Origin of the sequence: Rahnella victoriana (genome assembly GCF_004330295.1) — a bacterium.
GTDB classification, from domain to species: Bacteria; Pseudomonadota; Gammaproteobacteria; order Enterobacterales; family Enterobacteriaceae; genus Rahnella; species Rahnella victoriana.
Map to the genome: position 1 here is coordinate 146579 of NZ_SJOJ01000006.1, position 22238 is coordinate 168816.

General features: G+C 55.3%; 21 protein-coding genes and 1 tRNA gene. 15 read left to right on the top strand and 7 right to left on the bottom strand.

Features of this window, described 5'->3' with window-relative positions:
* Positions 1 to 179 precede the first annotated feature (179 nt).
* Entirely contained in the window at positions 180 to 515 is a 336-nt protein-coding gene (locus EYY67_RS07225; protein WP_119822284.1) for a phage holin family protein, read from the top strand.
* Positions 516 to 623: 108 nt separating this feature from the next.
* Here the strand turns inward: EYY67_RS07225 and nac are convergent, their stop codons facing one another.
* The 3 genes from nac to EYY67_RS07240 all read right to left on the bottom strand — a co-directional run bounded on the left by nac (position 624) and on the right by EYY67_RS07240 (position 3611).
* A complete protein-coding gene (gene nac / locus EYY67_RS07230) occupies positions 624 to 1550 on the bottom strand; it encodes a nitrogen assimilation transcriptional regulator NAC (protein ID WP_095922427.1) in 927 nt (308 codons plus the stop codon).
* 336 nt (positions 1551 to 1886) lie between these two features.
* Positions 1887 to 2672, bottom strand: coding sequence for an SDR family oxidoreductase (locus tag EYY67_RS07235; protein ID WP_095922428.1), 786 nt, complete (start codon positions 2670 to 2672; stop codon positions 1887 to 1889).
* A 39-nt stretch (positions 2673 to 2711) separates the two neighbouring features.
* The gene (locus EYY67_RS07240; protein ID WP_095922429.1) at positions 2712 to 3611 is read right to left on the bottom strand and encodes a GntR family transcriptional regulator; all 900 of its coding nucleotides are present in this window, start codon (positions 3609 to 3611) and stop codon (positions 2712 to 2714) included.
* Between the two features lie 192 nt (positions 3612 to 3803).
* On the opposite strand from EYY67_RS07240, the gene EYY67_RS07245 reads away from it, so the two are divergent.
* The 9 genes from EYY67_RS07245 (at position 3804) to vapC (ending at position 11488) form a co-directional block, all read left to right on the top strand.
* A complete protein-coding gene (locus EYY67_RS07245) occupies positions 3804 to 4622 on the top strand; it encodes an ABC transporter substrate-binding protein (protein WP_119822283.1) in 819 nt (272 codons plus the stop codon).
* A 46-nt stretch (positions 4623 to 4668) separates the two neighbouring features.
* Positions 4669 to 5382 (top strand): amino acid ABC transporter permease, encoded by a 714-nt coding sequence (locus tag EYY67_RS07250; protein ID WP_095922431.1) that lies wholly within the window; start codon positions 4669 to 4671, stop codon positions 5380 to 5382.
* Positions 5383 to 5392: 10 nt separating this feature from the next.
* Positions 5393 to 6136, top strand: coding sequence for an amino acid ABC transporter ATP-binding protein (locus EYY67_RS07255; protein ID WP_095922432.1), 744 nt, complete (start codon positions 5393 to 5395; stop codon positions 6134 to 6136).
* A gap of 82 nt (positions 6137 to 6218) precedes the next feature.
* Complete coding sequence (locus EYY67_RS07260; RefSeq protein ID WP_131693207.1) at positions 6219 to 7382, top strand: M20 family metallopeptidase; 1164 nt, start codon at positions 6219 to 6221, stop codon at positions 7380 to 7382.
* A gap of 10 nt (positions 7383 to 7392) precedes the next feature.
* A complete protein-coding gene (locus EYY67_RS07265; protein WP_119822281.1) occupies positions 7393 to 8490 on the top strand; it encodes a mandelate racemase/muconate lactonizing enzyme family protein in 1098 nt (365 codons plus the stop codon).
* Positions 8487 to 9671, top strand: a complete 1185-nt coding sequence (locus tag EYY67_RS07270) for a M24 family metallopeptidase (RefSeq protein WP_131693208.1) — start codon at positions 8487 to 8489, stop codon at positions 9669 to 9671. Before EYY67_RS07265 ends, EYY67_RS07270 begins: the two co-directional genes overlap by 4 nt.
* Before the next feature lie 34 nt (positions 9672 to 9705).
* Positions 9706 to 10626, top strand: a complete 921-nt coding sequence (locus tag EYY67_RS07275; protein WP_095922436.1) for a dihydrodipicolinate synthase family protein — start codon at positions 9706 to 9708, stop codon at positions 10624 to 10626.
* A gap of 209 nt (positions 10627 to 10835) precedes the next feature.
* Positions 10836 to 11069: a type II toxin-antitoxin system VapB family antitoxin gene (gene vapB / locus EYY67_RS07280; protein WP_095922437.1), complete on the top strand. Its 234-nt coding sequence runs from the start codon at positions 10836 to 10838 to the stop codon at positions 11067 to 11069.
* Entirely contained in the window at positions 11069 to 11488 is a 420-nt protein-coding gene (gene vapC, locus EYY67_RS07285) for a type II toxin-antitoxin system tRNA(fMet)-specific endonuclease VapC (RefSeq protein WP_095922438.1), read from the top strand. Before vapB ends, vapC begins: the two co-directional genes overlap by 1 nt.
* On the opposite strand, the gene EYY67_RS07290 is transcribed toward vapC, so the two are convergent.
* The gene (locus EYY67_RS07290; RefSeq protein ID WP_131693209.1) at positions 11474 to 12676 is read right to left on the bottom strand and encodes a glutamine amidotransferase-related protein; all 1203 of its coding nucleotides are present in this window, start codon (positions 12674 to 12676) and stop codon (positions 11474 to 11476) included. The genes vapC and EYY67_RS07290 overlap by 15 nt on opposite strands.
* Before the next feature lie 203 nt (positions 12677 to 12879).
* Here EYY67_RS07290 and EYY67_RS07295 point away from each other — a divergent pair, with 203 nt between their 5' ends.
* From EYY67_RS07295 to shiA, 3 genes are all read left to right on the top strand, one after another.
* Positions 12880 to 14088: a pyridoxal phosphate-dependent aminotransferase gene (locus EYY67_RS07295; RefSeq protein WP_131693210.1), complete on the top strand. Its 1209-nt coding sequence runs from the start codon at positions 12880 to 12882 to the stop codon at positions 14086 to 14088.
* 150 nt (positions 14089 to 14238) lie between these two features.
* Positions 14239 to 14314 (top strand) — tRNA-Asn (locus tag EYY67_RS07300).
* Positions 14315 to 14545: 231 nt separating this feature from the next.
* The gene (gene shiA, locus EYY67_RS07305) at positions 14546 to 15865 is read left to right on the top strand and encodes a shikimate transporter (protein WP_131693211.1); all 1320 of its coding nucleotides are present in this window, start codon (positions 14546 to 14548) and stop codon (positions 15863 to 15865) included.
* Between the two features lie 66 nt (positions 15866 to 15931).
* On the opposite strand, the gene EYY67_RS07310 is transcribed toward shiA, so the two are convergent.
* Positions 15932 to 16573 (bottom strand): glutathione S-transferase family protein, encoded by a 642-nt coding sequence (locus tag EYY67_RS07310; RefSeq protein WP_131693212.1) that lies wholly within the window; start codon positions 16571 to 16573, stop codon positions 15932 to 15934.
* A 91-nt stretch (positions 16574 to 16664) separates the two neighbouring features.
* Here EYY67_RS07310 and EYY67_RS07315 point away from each other — a divergent pair, with 91 nt between their 5' ends.
* A complete protein-coding gene (locus EYY67_RS07315) occupies positions 16665 to 18149 on the top strand; it encodes an AMP nucleosidase (protein ID WP_278248206.1) in 1485 nt (494 codons plus the stop codon).
* 232 nt (positions 18150 to 18381) lie between these two features.
* Positions 18382 to 19812, top strand: coding sequence for an EmmdR/YeeO family multidrug/toxin efflux MATE transporter (locus EYY67_RS07320; protein ID WP_095922445.1), 1431 nt, complete (start codon positions 18382 to 18384; stop codon positions 19810 to 19812).
* Between the two features lie 10 nt (positions 19813 to 19822).
* Here the strand turns inward: EYY67_RS07320 and EYY67_RS07325 are convergent, their stop codons facing one another.
* Both EYY67_RS07325 and EYY67_RS07330 read right to left on the bottom strand, forming a co-directional pair.
* Positions 19823 to 20509, bottom strand: a complete 687-nt coding sequence (locus EYY67_RS07325) for a response regulator (protein WP_162928562.1) — start codon at positions 20507 to 20509, stop codon at positions 19823 to 19825.
* On the bottom strand, positions 20509 to 22125 hold the full coding sequence (locus tag EYY67_RS07330) for an ATP-binding protein (protein ID WP_095925159.1): 1617 nt from the start codon (positions 22123 to 22125) through the stop codon (positions 20509 to 20511). The genes EYY67_RS07325 and EYY67_RS07330 overlap by 1 nt, the downstream gene beginning before the upstream one ends.
* Positions 22126 to 22238 lie beyond the last annotated feature (113 nt).

Consider the following 22238-nt stretch of genomic DNA (forward strand, 5'->3'; position numbering starts at 1 on the left):
CTTCGCCCTGTATTCCATTGTTCCGTGAGCTCATTTATATTTTTACATCCCCTGTGATAACCGCCTCAAAACCTCACATTGAAATGTGTTGCCTTGTGATTTTCGCCGGAACGCCTCTGCTGCTAATTTGACCGCATTCGTTTTATATCAGTTTAATTTTAACTTCTGAGGAAAAGGTCATGATTGGTGCAGCACAAGCCCGCGATATCGTATTAATGGAGCACGGTATCATACTTGCTATTGTCGGGATGTCGGCGTGGGGCGGATTTGTCCGCTATATCATGCTGAGAACACGTAAGCCGTTTATTGAAGAGTTGAAAGCCTGTCTTCTGCAAATTGTCGTTTCTTGTTTCACCGGGATGCTGGTGAGTATTTTTGTTCTTTCACGGGATGCAAGCGATGACCGGTTAATGATCGTCGCCGGTTTAGGAGGCGTGTTTGCCGGTCCGCTGCTCACGCTGGTGGGCAAGAAAATCGCGGGTTATATCGATAACTACAATCCGGTGCCCAAATAAGCACATTCACTTCTTCCACTTCTTCCACTTCTTCCACTTCTTCCCCGGCAACCTGCATACGCCGGGGATTTTTTTGCCTGTTCTGGTAGCTGACAGGTTACGCCCCGCTTAACTTGCCACCAGCATCGGTTCCAGCACCGGCGCGGTTTGTTCGAAGACCAGTGACAGCAGGATCTTCTTCACGGCCATCGCTTCCTGCGATAACGCCAGCGTTTCTGACACGCAAAGTGAAAGCGGCACCTGTATCGACGGGCTGCTGATGCAGGACATCCAGGCTTTCGCCGGGCCGGTCATGGCACGGGCGGCAGACTCCGGCAGGATAGTCGACCCCAGCCCGCTGGCGACAACAGCCGTCAGCGTGGCGGAGGATTCAATTTCACCAATAATATTGGCGCTTAAACGGCGCACCGCCATGGCATCATCCACCAGACGGCGCATGACATTGTGCGAACGCGGCATAAACAGGTTAAGTCTCGCCACATCACTGAGTTCGACATATTTCCCCGGATTCGGCACGGAATGCGCTCCGACCAGATACAAATCTTCTTTCATCAGCGGCTGACTGCTCAGCCCGGTCGCGGTATGGGTGGCGTAAAACACGGCCATATCCATGCGCCCGTTGAGCACTAAATCGCCCAGCGCGGTGCCGAAATTCTCGTTGAGATACAACAGAATACCCGGATGCTGCTTGCGGACTTCCTGTAATAACGGCAGCGCCAGCTGAGAAGCCGCCGTTCCCGGCGCGAGACCGACTGAAACCTGCCCGCTCAGGGACTGACCGGCGTTGTTGACCGCGCTGTGGATCTGGTCGCACTGGCGTAAAATCGCCTGCGCATGGGAATAAAGAATATTACCGGCTTCGGTGGGAGTGACGCCGCGCTTGGTGCGAATCAGCAATTGTTGCTGCAATTCCCCTTCCAGTGTCGCCAGTTGCTGACTTAATGCCGGTTGGGCGATGTGCAGAACATCAGCGGCCTGCGTCAGGCTGCCGATATCGACGATTTTCACAAAGTACTTCAGACGTCTGAGATTCATCTCGGTCTCCATCTTGCGCGAAAAGGGTTTACCCCGGGCTGTCGTTATTGGTGTGAATAATAAGCGTGACTGATAAAAGCAAGATTTACGCCAATCTCCGGCGCACAGCGGAAAAACGCCCGTCGCCGGGGCTAACATCGCAAGATATAAGAGAAAACGATTACGGGAGGGGAAGAAAAACCGGGAAGACCAGAAAAAATTAAGCCGAATGTAAGGCTCTGCATCACAAGAGTGCACCAACATAATGCATTCTTATGGAGCAGACTTATAAATTAGCAGGGTTAATATCTGTGATGTCACGCCACGCTGCCGTGACATCACGCTCAGATGAAGTGCTTATATTGACGGGATCATGCCGCCATCCACGCGGATCACTGAACCGGTCATATACGAAGCCTGCTGGCTGGCGAGAAACGCCGCCACCGCGCCATACTCTTCCGGTTTTCCGTAACGTCTGGCCGGAATGCTGGCGGCACTTTTCGCCGCAACGTCTTCCACCGACGTGCCTTCACGCCCGGCGCGGGCGGCATCAAGCTGCCCCAAACGCTGAGTGGAAATGCGTCCCGGCACCATGACGTTAACCGTAATGCCGTCGCCCGCGACTTCAGAAGCCAGTGTTTTTGACCAGCCGACCAGCGCCATGCGCAGCGTATTCGACATCCCGAGACTGGCAATCGGGGCAATAACGCCGGACGAAGTACTGGTAATGATCCGCCCCCAGCCCGCGTTGTGCATATCCGGCAGCACTTTATCGGTGAGCTGGATCAGCGAACTGACCATGGTTGAAAATTGCGTCTGCCAGGCTTCCGGCGCGACACCTGCGGCTTTGGTCGGCGGCGGCCCGCCGGAGTTGTTAACCAGGATCCCGACCGGACCCAGTGTGCGGCGGATCTGCATCAGCACGTCATCGAAGCTTTCCGGTGCCGTCAGATCCAGCACCCACGCCTGCGCGGTGCCGCCCTGCTTTTTAATCAGGCTGACCGTCTCCTGCAACGCACTCAGCGTACGCCCGCAGACCGCCACCTGAACGCCTTCGCCCGCCAGGGCAATGGCCATCGCACGGCCTAAGCCGCCGCCCGCACCACTGACCAGCGCCACGCGGCCCTGAATACCAAAATCCATCACTTTTTCCTCTGGTTTACGTATGACAAAAACAGCGGATCACCCAACCTTGCTGACTTTGTTGAGCACCATCTGATAAGCCGATTGCAGGTGACTGCGCATCATCTCCGCCGCCGCCTCCATCCGCCCTTCCAGCACGGCGTCGATGATCGCGACATGTTCCTCGCACCATTCGCGCACGCGTTGTTTATTGGTGTAACTGCCGAATTCCAGCAGGCGGCGCAGCCGGTTTTGCTGCTGGATCGCCTGTAAAACGAAAATATTGCCGCTGAATTCCGCCAGCAGCTCGTGGAAGGTGGCGTCCGTTTCGAAAATCTGACGGCCATCCACGGCCAGAATGTCCGGGTGAGTAATCAGATAGATATGCTGCATCCGCAGACGCCGCAGCGCGCTTTTATCGGCGTGAAAACCTGCCGCCATCAGCGCGCCCGGCTCAATCATCAGACGGAAACCGTAGCCGTTACTCAGCGCCACGTCAGTATTGAGCGTCGGTAAAAACGACCAGCCATGCCCCTTGTTACGGGCGATCAGACCGTCTTCCGCCAGCCGCAACAATGTCCGCGCCAGCACCCCGCGATCGACGTCATAGCGTTGTGCGATTTCCGTCTGGGTCAGGGAATCCGGCAACTTTCCGGCAATGCGATCCTTCACCAGTTGCTCATACAAATCCTGATCGCTGCTGGCGGGAATATCGATGCTGATCCGCTGAAGTTCATCGAAGGCTTTCAGCAGAAAAAAACCCTGATTGCGCCGGGCTTCGATAATCCCCAATTCACACAGCAATTTCAGCGCAGTACGTACCGGCGTGCGCGAAACGCCGAGCATATCGGCCAGTTGTTGTTCCCTGAGATGATGACCTGGCTCAAATCTTGCTTCACGTATCAGGTCAAGGATTTGGTTTGCCAGACGCCTTCCGCTGGCTGTCGTAGTTTGGGTCATGGAGTTGCAGTACCTGAAAGTATTTGTTGTTTAGGTTTGTACAATATCACAAGCCTTGAGGATGGTGAAGTCTGGTTATAAAGCCCCCAAATCGTGCAATTAATGCACCAAAAAAGAGCCTTGACTCACAAATTTAATTGTATTTAATGAGACACAAAGAGCAATCCTGCTCATGGGAAACGGGAGTCTGTCATGTCAAAAAAAGCTTTTTTGCGTCGATATGCCGCCATCTCTCTGGCCGCTATTTGCCTGAGTGCCCCGCTGTTCAGCCAGGCCGCCGCGCCTGCACTGGTCAGCAAAGGTCAGCTGACGTACGGCACTGCTGCCACGTTCATGCCGTTTGAATTCACCAAAGACGGCAAGCTGACCGGTTTCGATATCGATCTGATCACCGCCCTGTCGAAAGCACTGGCGCTGAAACCGGAACCGATGTCGATGGAGTTCAAAGGGCTGATCCCTGCGTTACAGGGGAAACGCCTCGATATCATCAACTCGGCGATGTACATCAACCCGACCCGCTCTGAACAGGTGGATTTTGTGCCGTATCTGAAAATCGGCAGCCGGGTGATTGTGGCGAAAGGCAATCCGGAAAAAATCACCGGCCGCGATTTGTCGCTCTGCGGCAAAAACATTGCCGTGACGCTGGGCGGGATTGAAGAGAGTCAGGCGCGGGCGGATAACCAGAAATGTCTGGATGCCAAAAAACCGGCGCTGACCGTACTGACCTTCCCGGCCGCGACGGATTCCGCCGTGGCGGTGGCTCAAAAACGGGCTGACGCGGAATTCCTTTCCACACCGGGTGCCGTGGCCTTACTGAGCGAAAAAGGTGACACCTTCGAAGCCGTCGGTGACGAGTTTGAAGCTGACACCCATATCGGTTTTGCTGTGCGTAAAGGCGATGCCGAAATGAAATCGCTGCTGGAAAAAGGCCTTCAGGATCTGGTGAAAGACGGCACTTACCAGAAACTCATCACCAAATGGCAGTTCCCGGCTTCCGTATCCATCTTCTGACATCCTGAAGTGTAGAAAAGCGTTGCCCTGACGTTGAGGAAAGTTCATGTCGCTTGATCTTGTTTGGCAATACCTGTTCTCACCGGCGTTCTTTCAGGGCGCATTAATGACCTTGTTGTTAACGGTGTGCTCGTTGTTCTTCGGCATTATCGCAGGGCTGGTTCTGGCCCTGTTGCAGGAATCCCGCTTCCGGGCGGGTTCCGTACTGGCGTTCTTTTATCTCTGGTTGTTCCGCGGTACGCCGGTGCTGTTCCAGATTATTTTTGTTTACAACGTACTGCCGACTTTCGGCCTGCGTTTCTCGGCCTTTACCTGTGCGGTGATGGCGCTTTCATTAAATGAAGGTGCCTATATGGCAGAGATTTTACGTTCCGGTTTACAGGCCGTGCGCAGCGGTCAGCGAACCGCAGGGATGGCGCTCGGCATGACCCAAAGCCAGATCATGCGCAAGATTGTGTTACCACAGGCGGCGCGGATTGTGCTGCCGCCGATGGGGAATCAGATGATCAGCATGCTGAAATCCAGTGCGCTGGTGTCAGTGATTGCCGTGCAGGAACTGCTGCTGATCGCCAACCAGACCGCCAGCGCCAGCTTCCGCTATTTCGAAGCACTGTGCGCCGCCGGGATTTACTACCTGGTGCTCACTTCCATTTTCATGGTCGGACAGGCGTGGCTGGAACGCTCGCTGGATCCTAAAAAGCGCAAGAAACCCGCGCTGTCACTGACTGAACGCCTGCTGCGCAGCAGCACGCCAAACTGAGGAGAAGCCCGTGAGTAAATCCAAACCCGTTCTGGAAATCATCGGCGTCGATAAACATTTTGGCGCACAACACGTGCTTAAAAACTGTTCCCTGAATGTGGTTCAGGGCGAAACCGTGGTGCTGATCGGCCCGTCCGGCTCAGGAAAATCCACCCTGCTGCGCTGCATTAATTTGCTGGAACCGATCCAGGGCGGCTCGATTTTCTTCCGCAATCAGGACATCACCCACGCCAGCATGGAACCGCATAAATTGCGCCAGGATATCGGCATGGTATTCCAGAACTACGAACTGTTTTCTCATCTGACCGCCGCTGAAAACATCATGCTGGCACCGATGACCGTGCTGGGCGTCAGCCGGAGCGAAGCCGAAGCGCAGGCGCTGGAACTGCTCGGCAAAGTGCGTATTCCGGATAAAGCCGATGCGTTCCCCGATGAGCTTTCCGGCGGCCAGCAGCAGCGCGTCGCCATTGCCCGTGCGCTGGCGATGAAACCGAAACTGATGCTGTTTGATGAACCCACTTCGGCACTCGACCCGGAAATGATCCGCGAAGTGCTGGATGTGATGGCCGATCTCAGCGCCGAGGGCATGACCAGCATTGTGGTGACGCATGAAATGGGCTTCGCCAAACGCGCCGCCAACCAAATCGTCTTTATGGAAAACGGCGAGATTATCGAAAACGCGACCGGCGAAAAATTCTTCGGCGGCGACGTCAGCCTGCGGGCGCAACGTTTCTTAGATCAAATCTTACATTGATCATTTTCAGCACCACCAGACACCTATTGCGCCCTCACCAGGGGCCTGACTTTTGCCACAACACTGTTTTCAGGAGACACCGATGAGCCTTTCATCGCCCGATATCAGCAGAATGAAACGCGATCTGGCTGCACTGGTCGCGATTAACACCGAAAACCCGCCGGGACGCGAACGCGAAGCGGCAGAACTGATCAGCGCCATGCTCAGTGAAATCGGTTTCGACATGACGCTCAGCGAGTACGCGCCGGGACGCACCAACGTCATCGGCAGGCTGGAAAACGGCAGCGGCCCGTGCTTTGCCTTTAACACCCACATCGACGTCGTTCCCGCCGGTGAAGGCTGGCAGCAGGATCCCTTCACCCTGACCGAACACGATGGCAGGTTATATGGTCGCGGCGCCTGCGATGCCAAAGGCCCGCTGATCGCCATGATCGAAGCCATGCGCTGGCTCGCCGCCAACCGGAATGACTGGAGCGGCACGCTGATGGCGATTTTCGTTGCCGATGAAGAAGTCGCCAGCGAAGGCGCGAAGTTTTACGTCCGCGAAGCCCCGGCACATATCGATTACGTGGTGATCGGCGAACCGACGTCTAACACCACGTATTCGGCACACAAAGGCAGTTTACGTCCGCTGGTTCGCGTTCACGGTGTTACCGCGCATTCCGGTACGCCGGAACTGGGCGAAAACGCCATTTTCCGCGCGGCAAAATTGCTCGGGCTGGTGGAAGAAACGCACCAGCACACCGTGCGCTGCCGCTGCCATCCGCTGGTCGGCAATGCCAGCCTGACAGTGACCCGCATTAACGGCGGCCATGCCGATAACGTGCTGCCGGGTGCCTGCGAATTGCTGCTCGACCGCCGCATGGTGCCGGGCGAAGACGAAAACGCCGTCAAACAAGAAATTCAGGATTTACTGCAACTGGCGCACGACAAGTTCGGTGTGCGCAGCGAAATCGTCACTTATAAGCCGACCACCGGCGGCGCGACGGAAACCGATTCCGATGACCCGATTGTGGTGGCGGGCGTGGAAGCCTGCGCCGCACAAGGCAATCCGGAACCCGGCCCGTTCGGCTTCCAGGGAGGATGCGACTTAGTGCATTTCCGCAGTCTCGGTACCAAAGGCATCATCATCGGCCCCGGTTCTCTGGCCGTTGCGCATAAACCCGATGAATTTATCCCCATCGATGAATTCGTGGCGGGCAGCAAAATTTACTGCGATGTCGCATTAAAAATGCTGAAACGCTGAGGGGAAGCCGGTGAAAGCTACGTTATATCGCGCCGATTTGCGTTATCCGCATCTGCAACTTTACACCGCCTCTTCCGGCAGTGTGCCGGGGCTGGACACCTTGTATCTGTTGCTTGAAGACAAAAACGTCAACGGACTGGGCGAAGTGCGTATCAACATCGCTTATCTCAATGGCTACCCCGCCGAACGGGTATTGAGTGACGTGATCCGGGCGCTGCATCAGTTGGATCTCAGCCAGCCTGCCAGCACGCTGCTGCTCAATCTGCCGCACCTGCTGGCGGATTTTCTGGCACCGACGCGGATGCTGCTGGATATCGCGCTGCATGATCTCATCGCCCGTCAGGAAGGCATCAGCGTGGCGCAACTGGCCGGGGCGGAAAACAGCGAAACGGTCAGCTATCACACCAACCAGACGCTGTTCTGGACGCCGATGGATCAGATGCTGCAACAGGCCACCGCCTACGTGGAACGCGGGTTTACCCAGCTCAAACTGCGCGTCGGCGTGGCCTCATTTGCCGAAGACGAAGCGCGTCTCAGTGCCCTGCGCCGCCGGTTCGGTCATGAGATCAGTTTGTCTGCTGACGCTAACGGCCAGTGGCAGCCGGAAGACGCCCGCCGCCATTTACCGGCGCTGGCGAAATTCGACATGCGTTATCTCGAACAGCCGGTGTCCGATGCCAATGCGCACTATTATCCGGCGCTTGCCGATGCCAGCCCGGTGCCGCTGATGCTGGATGAAAGCATGAGCAGCGAGGCGGATTTAGACCGTATTTTGCAGCTTAACGGCAAGATCATGGCCCATCTCAAACTGGTCAAAATGGGCGGCATTGCGCCGACGATTGACGCCGCCCGACGACTCAACGCTGCCGGTGTGCCTTTTATGATCGGTCAGATGAACGAAGGCGGTGCCGCAACCGCCGCTGCGCTGCACGTCGCCCGTGCCTGCCAGCCCGCATATGCAGAACTTTACGGTGCCGACGGGCTGGGCAACGACCCGGTTCACGGCCTTACCTATCATCAGGGGTTACTCAGCAGCCAGCCGGGCGCGGGGCTCGGCATCCGCTTTACCCCTTCCCAGGCAGAATTTATTCAGGAGTTTGAACAATGACAGCAACATCATTGCCCGATCTGGGCCGCGTCGTACCCGGCGCAGAATCCGCATTTCGTGAAGCCGAATACCAGCAGCGCATGGTCAAGGCGCGCCAGTTACTGGTGAACGCCGGTCTGGACGTGATGGTGATCACCGGCCCGGAAAACATCTTTTATCTGACCGGCCAGCAAACCCCCGGCTATTACACCTTCCAGACGCTGGTGTTGCCGGTGGAAGGCGACCCGGTTTTTGTTATCCGTCAGCTGGAATATTTTAACTTCATCTCCAACACCTTTATCCGCGACGCCGCTATTTATACCGACGGCGATAATCCGGTGAATTTCCTGCTTGATGTCCTCAAAGCGCGCGGCTGGATGAAAAGCCGGATTGGTATCGACAAGCGCGGCTGGTTCCTGCCGATTGCCGTGTATGAAGCGTTGCAGGCTGAAATCGGCACTATCCACGATGCGGCCGGGGTGATCGAACAACTGCGCGCCGTGAAATCGGACGCGGAACTGGAAAAAATGGCGCACGCCGCCCGTTACGTCGATGCGGGGATGCTGGCAGGCCGCGCGGCGATTGCCGCAGGCGCCACGGAAAACGATCTGGTCTCCGCCATGATGGGCGCGGCCATTGCCGCCGGTTCGGAATACATGGGCATGGAACCTCTGGTCTCCAGCGGCCCGCGCACCGGCGTACCGCATGGCACATGGCGTCGCCGTAAAATTCTGGACGGCGACCCGATTTTCCTCGAAATGGCCGCCACGCACGACCGTTATCACGCCGCCCTGATGCGTTCGGCGTGGCTCGGCAAACCGCCCGCCATTGCGCTGGAAATGGAAAAAGTCTGTCAGGAAGCCTTGCAGGCTGCGCTCGATGCCATCCGGCCGGGGGCAACCTGTGAAGCGCCACATCTGGCGTGTCAGGCCGTCATCGACCGCGCAGGCTACACCGATAACTTCAAAAAACGCACCGGCTATTCGATTGGCGTGTCGTTCGCACCGGACTGGGGCGAAGGCGCGATCCTCAGCCTTTACAGCGGCATTACCACCGAACTGCAACCGGGAATGACCTTCCATATCCCGCCTGCGCTGCGCATTTACGGTGAATTCACCGTCGGCGTCAGCGAAACCATCGTGGTCACCGAAAGCGGCTATCGCGCCCTCGGCACGGTGGATCGTCCGCTGACCTTACTTTGATTTTGCCTTTAACAAGATGATGGGAACCGAATAAATGAAAGACATCAGTGAAAGTCAGGCACGCCTGAAGGGGATTTTTAACATTACCGTGACGCCTTTTACGGCAGGTGGCGAGTTTGATTTTGCCGGGTTATCACGCAACATCGAGCGGGTGATCGGCCTCGGTTATGACGGCATTTTGATTGGCGGCACCTACGGTGAATTCCCGGCGATGACCGCAGACGAACGCGCCACACTGTTCCGTCATGTGATGGAAGTGGTCGGCGACCGTGTGCCGGTGATGCTGTGCAGCGCCGGATCCGACGCCCGTGTGGTACGTGATTTAACCCAACTGGCGGGCGATCTGGGCGGCCTGCCAATGGTTACGCCTCCGTTCGTGTCTGAAGTGACCGATGCGCAAATCATCAGCTTCTTCAAACAGATGGCACCGTTATCGCGCACCGGCATTCTGGTGTATAACGCGCCGGGTATCGGCATAACGCTGCCGCCGGTGGTGCTGGAACAACTGGCCGATATCGAAGGCGTGGTCGGCATCAAACAGGGTGATCTGAACCCGACCGCTATCGACCAGATTGCTAACCGTCTGGGCGGACGTCTGCGTCTGTTCTGCGCTTCCGATCTGGCATTTTTAGGGCCGATGATGTGTGGTTTTGACGGCATCAGCACCACCAACAGCGGCGCGCTGCCGGAGATCATTCTGGCGACCTACCGCGCACTGGAGAACGGCGATGCCAATACGGCCCGCGAACTGCACCGTCTCTGGTATCCGTACCGTGCCCTTGCCCGCCGTTTCGGCCAGCCGCAACTGGTGAAAGCAGCGATGAATCTGCGCGGGTTTGACGGTCATCATGTACGCGCACCGCTGATTGACCTGGAACCGGACGTTATCGGTCTGGTGGAACAGGAGCTTCGCCGTCTGGCCGCCGATCCACGTTCCGGCGTCACCCTGAAGTAATCCACATTTTTGCGGCAATCCCCGTCTGAGCAGGCGGGGATTTTCTTTTGTTGCATCCCCTTTTTCGAGACATCACGCAAAACGGATAATGCTTTTTTTTCTGTTCTTGCCATCCCATCACCACGTATATACCTTTGCACTATATTTTTCAGGCGAGTAGTATTTGAGCAGAAGTTTTGGCTTACATAACACCACTGAGGAGTATCGACATGCCTAAAGGCACCGTCTTTTTAAACAACAGAACGCAGAGCGTACGTATTCCGGCAGAATGCCGTTTTCCTGATGAGGTAAAAATCGTGACGATAAGAAAAGTAGGGAATTCACTGGTATTAACCCCCGCCGATAACAGCTGGGATAATTTTTTCGGCAGTGAACTGCGCGTCACTGACGACTTTATGGCAGATCGCGCATCACAAGATCAGTCTGACAGGGACACGTTTTAATGCTGACCTATCTGCTGGACACCAATATTGTTATTTACATACTGAAACGCAGGCCGATGAGTGTGCTGGCAAAATTCAACCAGCACACGGATCAGCTGGCCATCTCGATGATCACCTACGCGGAATTGCTGCATGGCATTGCGAAAAGTGCCAGCCCTGTCAAAAACAAGCTGGCGGTCGAGGAGTTCGTCTCCCATCTGCGTATCATCGATTATGACCAGAAAGCGGCCGCGCATTACGGACACATCCGTGCCTGTCTCGAAAAGTGCGGCAACCTGATTGGCGTAAACGACATGCATATCGCCGCACAGGCGCGAAGTGCAGGCATGGTCATGGTGACCAACAACCTGCACGAGTTCGCCCGCGTGGACGGGCTGCTGACAGAAAACTGGGTCGGTCCGATCTTAACGGCGCTGTAAGCCCGCCGTCTCTAAAAATGCCATCAGCAACGGATGGGGTTTTACATGCAATGACGACAGCTCAGGATGCCCCTGCACACCGAGATAAAACGGATGCCGGGTGTATTCGATACCGTCCGCAATCTTGCCGGTGATGTCTGTTCCGCTGATCTGCACGCCATACTCTTCCAGCGCAGGTTTCAGCCCGGGGTCAAGGTGAAAGCGGTGGTTATAACGCACGGGATATTCACCGCCAAGAATGTCATGCAGCCTGCTGCCTGCCCGTGAATACATCAGGTGATTGCCCAGACGATGCACCGGAAAGGTCGGCGTATCGGCCAGCGGAATAAAGGTTTTGATCTCCGCATCCGGGTCGGCTTCCGTCAGGTTAGCTTTTTCGGAACCCAGCATTTTTTGCACGAGAGCGGTGGTCATGGTTTGCATTCCCAGACACAGACCGAGAACGGGAATATTACGGTTCAGGGCGTAATGCGCTGCACAGATTTGTCCGGCAACGTTACACATCGCCGCCCCGCCCGGCAGCAAAATGCCATCCACGTTTTCCATCACTTCATGCAGATGTTCTTCCAGCGCCAGCGGCGCGGCATAGACGATATCCAGCGACAGCGAGAGTGCGTCTGCCGCATCACCCAGCGCCGCCAGCGTGGCGGGATACACACTGCATTGATCTGACTGCGCGCCCACCAGAGCAATACGCAGCGAAGTGCCGGTTTGCGGCGGAGTATTATGATTTATCCAGCGCCCGTAGCGGTCACGCCACCAGCATCCGGCCGTTTCATCAATCTGACCATGACGGCTGAACGCATAGCCCTGATTGGAACGCTCCACGTTGATCAATTCGTAATCAAACGCATTTTCGCGTACCTGCCGCGCAATGTGCGTGAACTGAATGATCTGCATCGGACCAAGCGGGATCACCACATCCTGCGTACCAAAGGTATCCAGTAACTCGTCCAGCTCCATCACCCTGCCCGCACTTTGGGGATTCAGGCGTTCCGTCCACAACAGTCCGCTGGTCATCAGTTGCCCTTCTCCGATGACGTGCTGACAGGCATCCGGATAACGTGCAATGTCCCAGCTCACCGGCAGGTGCGCCAGAGGTAAATGTTTTTGTGCCGCCAGTATTGCTGCCATCGCGCCATACAGCGACGGTTCCGGTGTGTCGTGCGCAACAAAAATAAAAGCCATAAGACAACCTTGAAATATAAAAGGAAAGTTCAGGCAAGCCGCTGACAGCAGGTCAGTAAAACGGGCTACCCGGCCATTTCCGCCGGTAAAATCCTGCTCAGCACGAAGAAATTATGAGCAAAGCAAAAAGAAGAATGGTAAGTTTAAATTGGTTTTAATGATTCACATAATACAATTTTGTTATTGTTCAAACAGGGGAAACAATGTCTGCTGAATTTCTTGCACCGCGTTTACGCCGCGTGCGCCCTTCGCCGACTGCGGCGATTTCCGACCAGGTTCGCGCGCTGAGCGCGGAAGGGACAGATGTCATTAACCTTGGCGAAGGTGAACTGGATTTCGATACGCCTGAGCATATTAAGCAGGCAGGCATCGACGCGATTGTACAAGGTGACACAAAATACACCGCCGTTGCCGGTACCGCCGCGCTCAAACAGGCCATCATCTCTAAGTTTAATCGCGAAAACAGGATCAGCTACCGTCCGGAGGAAGTCATTGCAGGCAGCGGTGCCAAGCAGTTGATCTTCAATGCACTTTTAGCCACCGTTTCGGCGGGCGATGAGGTGATTATTCCTGCGCCCTACTGGGTGTCTTATCCGGATATGGTGACGCTCGCAGAAGGCGAATCGAAGAAGGTTGCCTGTCTGGAAACTCATGGCTGGAAGTTGCAGCCTGAAGATCTGGCCGCGGCGATCACCCCGAAGACCCGCTGGGTGATCCTCAATTCCCCTAACAACCCGACCGGCGCCGTATATTCCGCCGACGAACTCCGCGCGCTGGCCGCCGTTCTGCTGGACCATCCCCATGTGCTGGTGATGGCAGACGATATTTATGAGCAGATCTGTTTCGTGCCCGGCACGTTCGCCACCCTGGCGGAAGCCGAACCGCGTCTGAAAGACCGGCTCCTGACCATCAACGGCGTATCCAAAGGCTATTCGATGACAGGCTGGCGTCTGGGTTATGCGGGCGGTCCGGCGTGGCTGATTTCAGCGATGCAAATTTTGCAGTCGCAAAGTACGTCCAACCCCAGCTCGATTTCTCAGGCAGCGACCGTGGCCGCACTGGAACAGGGCAGCGAATTCATCACCGAATGGATCGACATCCTGACCCGCCGCCGTACCCTGATTATGGATTGCATCAATGACGTTGATGGCCTGAGTGCGCAAGTGCCGCCGGGGGCATTTTACGTGTTCGCCAACTGCCAGGGCATGACAGGCAAAACCACGCCTTCCGGTGACATCATTCACACTGATGAAGATTTTGCGGCTTATCTGCTGAAATCGGCCCATGTCGCCACCCTTCAGGGCTCTGCGTTTGGCGCACCGGGGTATTTACGCATTGCCTACGCCATTGATGACAGCCGTTTACAGGAAGCCTGCACGCGGATCAGCCGTGCGTGCCGTGAACTGCGTTAATGCTGAAAAGGCCTGTCTGATGCCGGAAACAGGCCATTTTGACTCTATTCTCAACAACTTGACTAAAGTATCAGCAAACGCACGCATTTATGCAGTTTCCCCTTTGACATGCCACGGGGCACTCGCTATTATTCGCCCCGTTCACACGATTCCTCTGTAGTTCAGTCGGTAGAACGGCGGACTGTTAATCCGTATGTCACTGGTTCGAGTCCAGTCAGAGGAGCCATATTAGAGAAGCCCGCTTAAGGAAACTTAAGCGGGCTTTTTGCTTTTGTTGCCCGCCATACTCACCTTTCCCTACGTAAATTTCCCTTTCACGTTGCAAAAGCGTTTTCACCCGCCCCCTGACGCTGTAGTCTCAGTAGCGGTTTTATCTTTGCGTCACGCAACATGCGCGCCCTTCCCGCGGATTTAATAACAAGAAATTCCAGAAATTAGAGAAACTGACAGGAAAATTATGGACTCCACGCTCGCTACCCCCCGCCCCGATGAGGAGATACCTTCATTTAATCGCGCCCGCCGCGCCGCCTGGGGAAGCTTCGTCGGCGCCGTAGTCGACTGGTTCGATTTTTTGCTCTACGGCATCACTGCGGCACTGGTTTTTAACAGCGAATTTTTCCCGCAAATCGACCCGGCAATGGGCACCCTCGCAGCATTTGCCACCTTCGGCGTCGGCTTTTTATTCCGTCCGCTGGGCGGGATTGTCTTTGGTCATTTCGGCGATCGTCTGGGACGTAAACGGATGCTGATGATGACCGTCTGGATCATGGGCATTGCCACCGCGTGTATTGGCATTCTTCCCTCTTTCGCGGCGATTGGCTGGTGGGCGCCGGCGCTGCTGGTCACCTTACGTGCCATTCAGGGATTTGCCGTAGGCGGCGAATGGGGTGGCGCGGCGTTGCTGGCCGTGGAAAGTGCGCCTGCGGGTAAAAAGGCGTTCTACAGCAGCGGGATCCAGATGGGATATGGCGTCGGGTTGTTGCTCGCGACCGGACTGGTGTCCCTGATAAGCAGCCTGACCACCGACGCGCAGTTCCTGAACTGGGGCTGGCGTTTACCGTTTTTGTTCAGCGTGGTGCTGGTGCTGGGCGCACTGTGGGTACGTAACGGCATGGAAGAATCGGTCGAGTTTGAACGTGCTCAGGAACAGCAGCCTAAAGAGGCGAAAAAACGTTTACCGGTATTCGAAGCCCTGATTCGCCATCCCGGCGCATTTTTGAAAATCATCCTTCTGCGCCTGTGCGAATTGCTGACGATGTACATTGTTACCGCGTTCGCGCTTAACTACTCGACGCATAACCTCGGGCTGTCGCGGGAACTGTTTCTGAATATCGGGCTGCTGGTCGGTGGTATCAGTTGCCTGACCATTCCCTTGTTTGCCTGGCTGGCGGATCGTTTCGGGCGTCGCCGCATCTATATTACCGGCGCATTAGTTGGCGCACTGAGTGCCTTCCCGTTCTTTATGGCGCTCGAAGCCCGTTCCATTGTCGGCGTGGTGATCTTCTCGCTGCTGCTGGCGAATATCGCCCACGATATGGTGGTGTGCGTCCAGCAACCGATGTTTACGGAAATGTTTGGCGCGGGTTACCGCTACAGCGGAGCCGGTGTGGGTTATCAGGTCGCCAGCGTTGTCGGCGGTGGATTTACTCCGTTTATTGCCGCCGCATTGCTGAACTTCTCCGGCGGTGAATGGCATTCCGTCGCCATTTATCTGATGGCGGGCTGTTTGCTCTCCGCCCTCACGGCAATGTTGATGAAAACGCCTCAGCCACACTGAGCAGCAGACCATTAAAAAAGCCCGCTTAATCGGTTTTAAGCGGGCTTTCTGGCATTTCAGACAGGGTTACACCACCCGCAACTCGTCATAAGACACCATCACATGTTCCGCAAACGCCGGGCGTAGTTTGAGCTTTTCATAATAGTGTTCGATTGCCGGATACGAAGGCCGTTCAATCGCAATATCAAAGTAGCGGTACAGACTGTGACCAAACTGAATATCGGCCAGTGAGAATGTACTTCCGGCAAGATAGCCATGCCTGGCTATCTGCGCCTCGGCAATCGCCAGTTTCTTATTCAGGTTCTGCAATGATTTTTCTAATGCCTGATGATCCTGATCTTTCGCCGCCGTTCTCACCACCATCCAGAACACCGGCGCGGTGAAATTCATCGCCACACCGATTTTTGCCCATTCAGTCCACTTATCGATTTCCGCCCGGCACTCCGCGTCTTTTGGCCAGAATTCATCCGCGCCGTATTTTCCTGCCAGATAACGCAGAATGGCACCGGTTTCCCACAACGGACTGCCTTCGCCATCGCGGATCACCGGCACCGTGCCATTGGGGTTCATCGCCAGAAATTCCGGCGTGTCATTGCCACCGTATTTGTGCCCGATATCAAACCGCTCGTACTCCAGCCCTAACTCGCCGATACACCACATCAGTGCCTGAACATTTGACGATGTTTTTCTGCCCCATACCTGGATCATCTGCTTTCTCCTGTTCGTTCATAAAAGCGCCATCCGGCTTTTCTATCCTAATAAAACATTGGCGACGCCGGTCAGACAAGCCATATTTAGAGTGAATGATGATAAACGAAGAACCAAGGAAAAGCGTATGGATAACAAGTCCCTCACCGCTTCACAGGCGATTGAGAAGCTCGAAGAGATGTATACCAACTCGGTAGCCGCCCTGCGGGATGCGATTAAAGATTTCATCGTTCAGGGAACGCTGCCGGATATTGCCGCGCGTGCCGCCGGGCTGTTTGTTTATCCCGAACTGCGGGTCAGCTGGGACGGCGTAACGCCCGCCAAAAACCCGACCCGAGCCTATGGCCGCTTCTCTCATCCCGGACGTTATGCCAATACCATCACGCATCCGGAGTTGTTCCGCCATTACCTGCTGGAACAACTTTCCCTGCTGGAAGAGGAATACGACGCCGTGATTGAAGTGGTGCCGTCTCAGCAGGAAATCCCCTATTCGTACGTGATTGACGGCTCGGACCTGATGCTGGACCGTTCGATGAGCGCGGGGCTGGCGAAGCATTTTCCGACCACGGAACTGTCGCAAATTGGCGATGAAACGGCGGATGGCCTGCATTATCCCGGCGACATCTTCCCGCTGTCACATTTCAACGCACTGCGCGCAGACTTCTCGCTGGCACGCCTGCGCCATTACACCGGCACGCTGATCGAACATTTTCAGCCCTATGTGCTGTTCACCAACTACACCCGCTACGTCGATGAATTTGTCAGCTGGGCCTGCGCGCAGATTGCCGATCCGGAAAGTCCGTATGAGGCACTGGCTTGTGCGGGCAGCGTGTTCATCACGGCGGAAACGCAGAATCCTGAGCAGGCGGTGTCCGATCTGGCCTGGAAAAAACACCAGATGCCCGCCTATCATCTGATTGCCCGCGACGGTGCGGGGATTACGCTGGTCAATATCGGGGTCGGTCCGGCAAATGCCAAAACCATCTGTGATCATCTGGCGGTACTGCGCCCGCATGTCTGGCTGATGATTGGTCACTGCGGCGGATTGCGCGAAACGCAGTCGATCGGCGATTACGTACTGGCGCACGCCTATCTGCGTGACGATCATGTACTGGATGCGGTATTGCCGCCGGATATCCCTATTCCGAGCATTGCCGAAGTGCAGCGTGCGCTGTACGACGCCACCAAAATGATGAGCGGTATGCCCGGTGAACAGGTCAAACAACGGCTGCGAACCGGGACGGTGGTCACCACCGATGACCGCAACTGGGAATTGCGCTATGCCGCGTCGGCGCTGCGTTTTAACCTCAGCCGCGCCGTCGCAGTCGATATGGAAAGCGCCACCATCGCCGCGCAGGGTTACCGTTTCCGGGTGCCTTACGGGACACTGCTTTGCGTGTCGGATAAACCGCTGCATGGCGAAATCAAGCTGCCGGGTCAGGCGAATAAATTCTACGAAGGCGCAATCTCAGAACATCTGCAAATCGGTATCTGCGCCATCGACCTGTTACGCGCCGAGGGCGATCATCTGCATTCACGCAAATTGCGCACGTTTAATGAACCGCCGTTCCGTTGATAACCACTCTGGCTCCCCTAAATAGTTCGTGTTGCAGGCAGGCGGCAAGTTTGATAATCCCGATGAGCTTACATTAAGTAAGTGACTCGGGTTATTAAACGCAGCCAACGCATCTGCGGCACGAAATATGACGGGGAATTAAGGATTTCCAAAAAAAGACTTTGCATATTGCACAGTCTTTTACCATCATAAATTAAAACGCTGTTCTACTTTCTGCCACCCTGGAACTCTCTTGCAAAACGTCATCGTCTCTTTGCGCAAAGCCATCGAGCGCACGCCCTGGTATCCGAAACGGCGTTCTTACCGTACCTTGTTCTGGCGTGAGATTACGCCCCTCGCCGTCCCTATCTTCTTCGAGAATGCCTGCGTCCTGCTGATGGGGGTGCTCAGCACGTTTCTGGTCAGCTGGCTGGGTAAGGAAGCGATGGCGGGCGTAGGGCTTGCCGACAGTTTTAACATGGTGGTGATTTCCTTCTTCGCGGCGGTCGATCTCGGTACCACGGTGGTGGTGGCGTTCAGCCTCGGAAAACTCGATCACGAACGCGCCCGCGCCGCCGCCCGCCAGTCTCTGGCAATCATGACGGTGTTTGCCGTACTGCTGGCGATACTTTTGCAATTTTCCGGGCATGTGATCATCGACATGATCGCGGGCAATGCAGAACCTGAAGTGAAAGAACTGGCGCTGTCGTACCTGCAAATGAGCAGCTGGAGCTATCCGGCGGCAGCGATTGCGCTGATCGGTTCCGGCGCCCTGCGCGGTGCCGGTAACACCAAGATTCCGATGCTGCTCAATGGCGGCATGAACATCCTCAATCTGATGATCAGCAGCGTATTGATCTACGGCTGTTTCGGCTGGCACGGGCTGGGCTTTATCGGTGCCGGTCTGGGGCTGACTATTGCGCGCTATATCGGGGCGATCGCAGTTATTTTTGTGCTGATGGTGGGGTTCAATCCATCGCTGAAAATCTCGCTCAAAAGCTACTTCCTGCCACTCAATACCAATATTCTGCGTGAAGTATTAGGCATTGGTATTCCTGCCAGTATCGAATCCGTGCTGTTTAACGGCGGTAAACTCCTGACACAGGTTTTTGTCGCCGGCATGGGCACCAATGTCATCGCCGGTAACTTTATTGCCTTCTCCATTGCGGCACTGATTAACCTGCCAGGCAACGCGCTGGGGTCGGCATCGACCATTATCGTCGGAACCCGTCTGGGTAAAGGACAAATTGCGCAATCCGAGCGTCAGTTGCGGCATATTTTCTGGCTGTCCACCTTCGGGCTGTGCGTGCTGGCGTTCCTTTCTGTGCCCTTTGCCGGGCTACTGGCACGGTTTTATACCAATGAACAGGACGTTATCGACGTCGTCAAAATCCTGATCTGGCTGAATGCCGCCTTCATGCCATTCTGGGCCGCGTCGTGGGTGTTGCCGGCAGGCCTGAAAGGCGCGCGCGACGCACGCTTTACCATGTATGTGTCAATGCTCGGCATGTGGGGTTGTCGCATCGTGGTGGGCTATTTCCTCGGCATTGTTCTGGGCTTCGGCGTGGTCGGCATCTGGCTCGGCATGTTCCTCGACTGGATCGTGCGCGGCCTGTTCTTCTACTGGCGAATGGCCAGTGGCCGCTGGTTGTGGAAATACCCGAGAGCCAAAAAGACAGAATAATCTTTTGCGTTTACGCCCGCCGGTACATCCGGCGGGGATGGCCGATCTTGCCGTAGAGCATTTCTACCCGCAAATCCCCTTTCTGCACACAATGCTCGAGATAACGGCGTGCCGTCGTTTTACTCAGTTTCGTTTCACTGACCACTTCATCCACCGAATAACAGCGTGGTTCTCCCTGTAAGAAGATGCCTTCCACCAGATTCAGCGTGTTTTCTTCAATGCCTTTGTTTCCCGCTTTCGGCGTGAAATCTTTTGCCTGAAGCTGATACAGGCTGTCTACGTTCTGCTGATCCACCACTTTCCATGCCCGCTGGGTCTGGCTGAACTGAATAAAGCGATCCAGCGATTGCTGGAGGCGGTTCCACGACACCGGTTTAAGAATGTAATCAAAAGCACCACAGCGGATCGCCTGACTACAGGTGTGCATATCACTGGCCGCCGTGATGAAAATGACCGAGCAGTGAGCCTTCTTAAACAGATCGTGTTCAATCAGCGAAATACCCTGTCCGTCCGGCAGATAATTATCCAGCAGTAATAACTGTGGACGCTTTTCTTCGATCAGCGCCCTTGCTTCCCGCAATGTGGACGCGACGCCGACCAGCCGCAGCCAGCGGTGATTATCAATAAGCTCGGCATACAGCCGGGCCAGCTGGTTTTCATCTTCCACAATCATTACGTCAATCATTTCGGCTTGCATCATTTACTCTCTTCAAATTCCGTGACGTTGTCCGGGATAAAGACCGAAAACACCGCGCCGGTCGGCGGGTTATCCGAAACTTCAATAAAGCCACCCGCGTGGCTGACATAGCTGGCCACCAGATGCAGCCCCAGCCCGTGATCGCCCTGCGACTTGGAGGTCACGCCCAGCGTGAAAATCTGTTCCCGCCGCTCCTGTGCGATTCCGATGCCATGGTCAGCGACTTCAATCACCAGCTCACTCGCGCCGGAAGCGATATAGACCTCAACCGGCCCCGCATCATGACCCCGCAACAATGTGGCTTCGATGGCGTTATCCAGCAGGTTGCCGATAATCGACATCAGCTCGGTTTCACTGAGTGCTACAGGCAACCGGGTTAACTCACAGGCCGGGTCAAAAGCCAGTTCAACGCCTTTTTCCCGCGCACGGGCGTATTTACCGAGCAACAGTCCGCACAGCCTTGGCGAGCAAAAGCGTGCCGAGACGAAATCCAGTAACTCCTGCGCCCCTTCTGACTGCGCTTCGATGTAGCGGATCGCCTCGTCATAGCGTCCCATGTGCAGCAACCCCGCCAGCGTCGCCGTCCAGTTAAGTTGCTCATGGCGCATGACGCGCAGGTTATCGGCATAACGCTGCACCTGACTGAGCTGAATACTGAGCCGGTCAATGTCGCTGCAATCGCGGAAGGTAATCACCCAGCCCTGCAGCTCATTTTCCAACATAATCCGTACACGGCTGGCGATCACCGTCAGGCTGTTGAACAGGCAGATCTCATCGTGGATGTCTTTTTCCAGCATCACCTGCGGGTCAAAGAAACTGACCGGTGCGATGACTTGCTGAAGTGGCAGGCCGCGCAGTTCACGGGATGGTGCATCCAGACCGAGCAATTTTTTAGCCGCCTGATTGATCACCGCGACACGAAACTGATCGTCAATGGCGATCACCCCTTCGTAGATCGATTCCATCAGGGCTTTTTGCTGTCTCACCAGCAGGCCGATTTCGCGTGGCTCCAGCGAGAACATCTGTTTTTTGATCGAGCGTGAAAAAAACCATGAGAAGGTGAACAGCGCCAGTAACAGCATGGCGGCCGCCAGCAGAATGCTGATCACTTTCTCAAGCGTCAGATTATTAATGTGGCTGGTGAGATAACCGACAGACACGATGCCGATCACCTGACCTTCAGCATTACGGATCGGCGCTTTACTGCGCAGCGACAGCCCGATACCGCCCAGCCGGATGGTAGTCGTGCTTTTACCCGCCAGCACTTCTTCGTTATCACCGCCGACCAGCGTGGTACCGACCCGGTCGGCATAAATGGAATGAAACAGATGCATTGCCTTGCCGTCACCAATGACCATATAACTGGCGTCGCTGCGGGCAGAAATATTCCTCATCAAACTATTAATTTCCGTAATATCCTTATTTTCCACTGCCGAGATTAAAGAGGGAATAAGTGCAATTTCTTCCGCCTGAACTTTTGCACGAATTCCCATATCTTCATATAACTGCCGCTGAATATCCTGATAGTAATAAACCCCCACGATGGAAAACAGCGCCATAAATAACACCATGAGATAAAGAAAAAGCTTTATCTGAAAAGAAGGCCGGAAACGCATCTGAACACTCATTATTAGGCAGTGATATTAATAAACCCTGTGTGCACTTTATCATCCGGCAGTATTTCCGTCAGAAGGAACACTGAAAGTTGCGAGATGTGCCGCAGAACAAT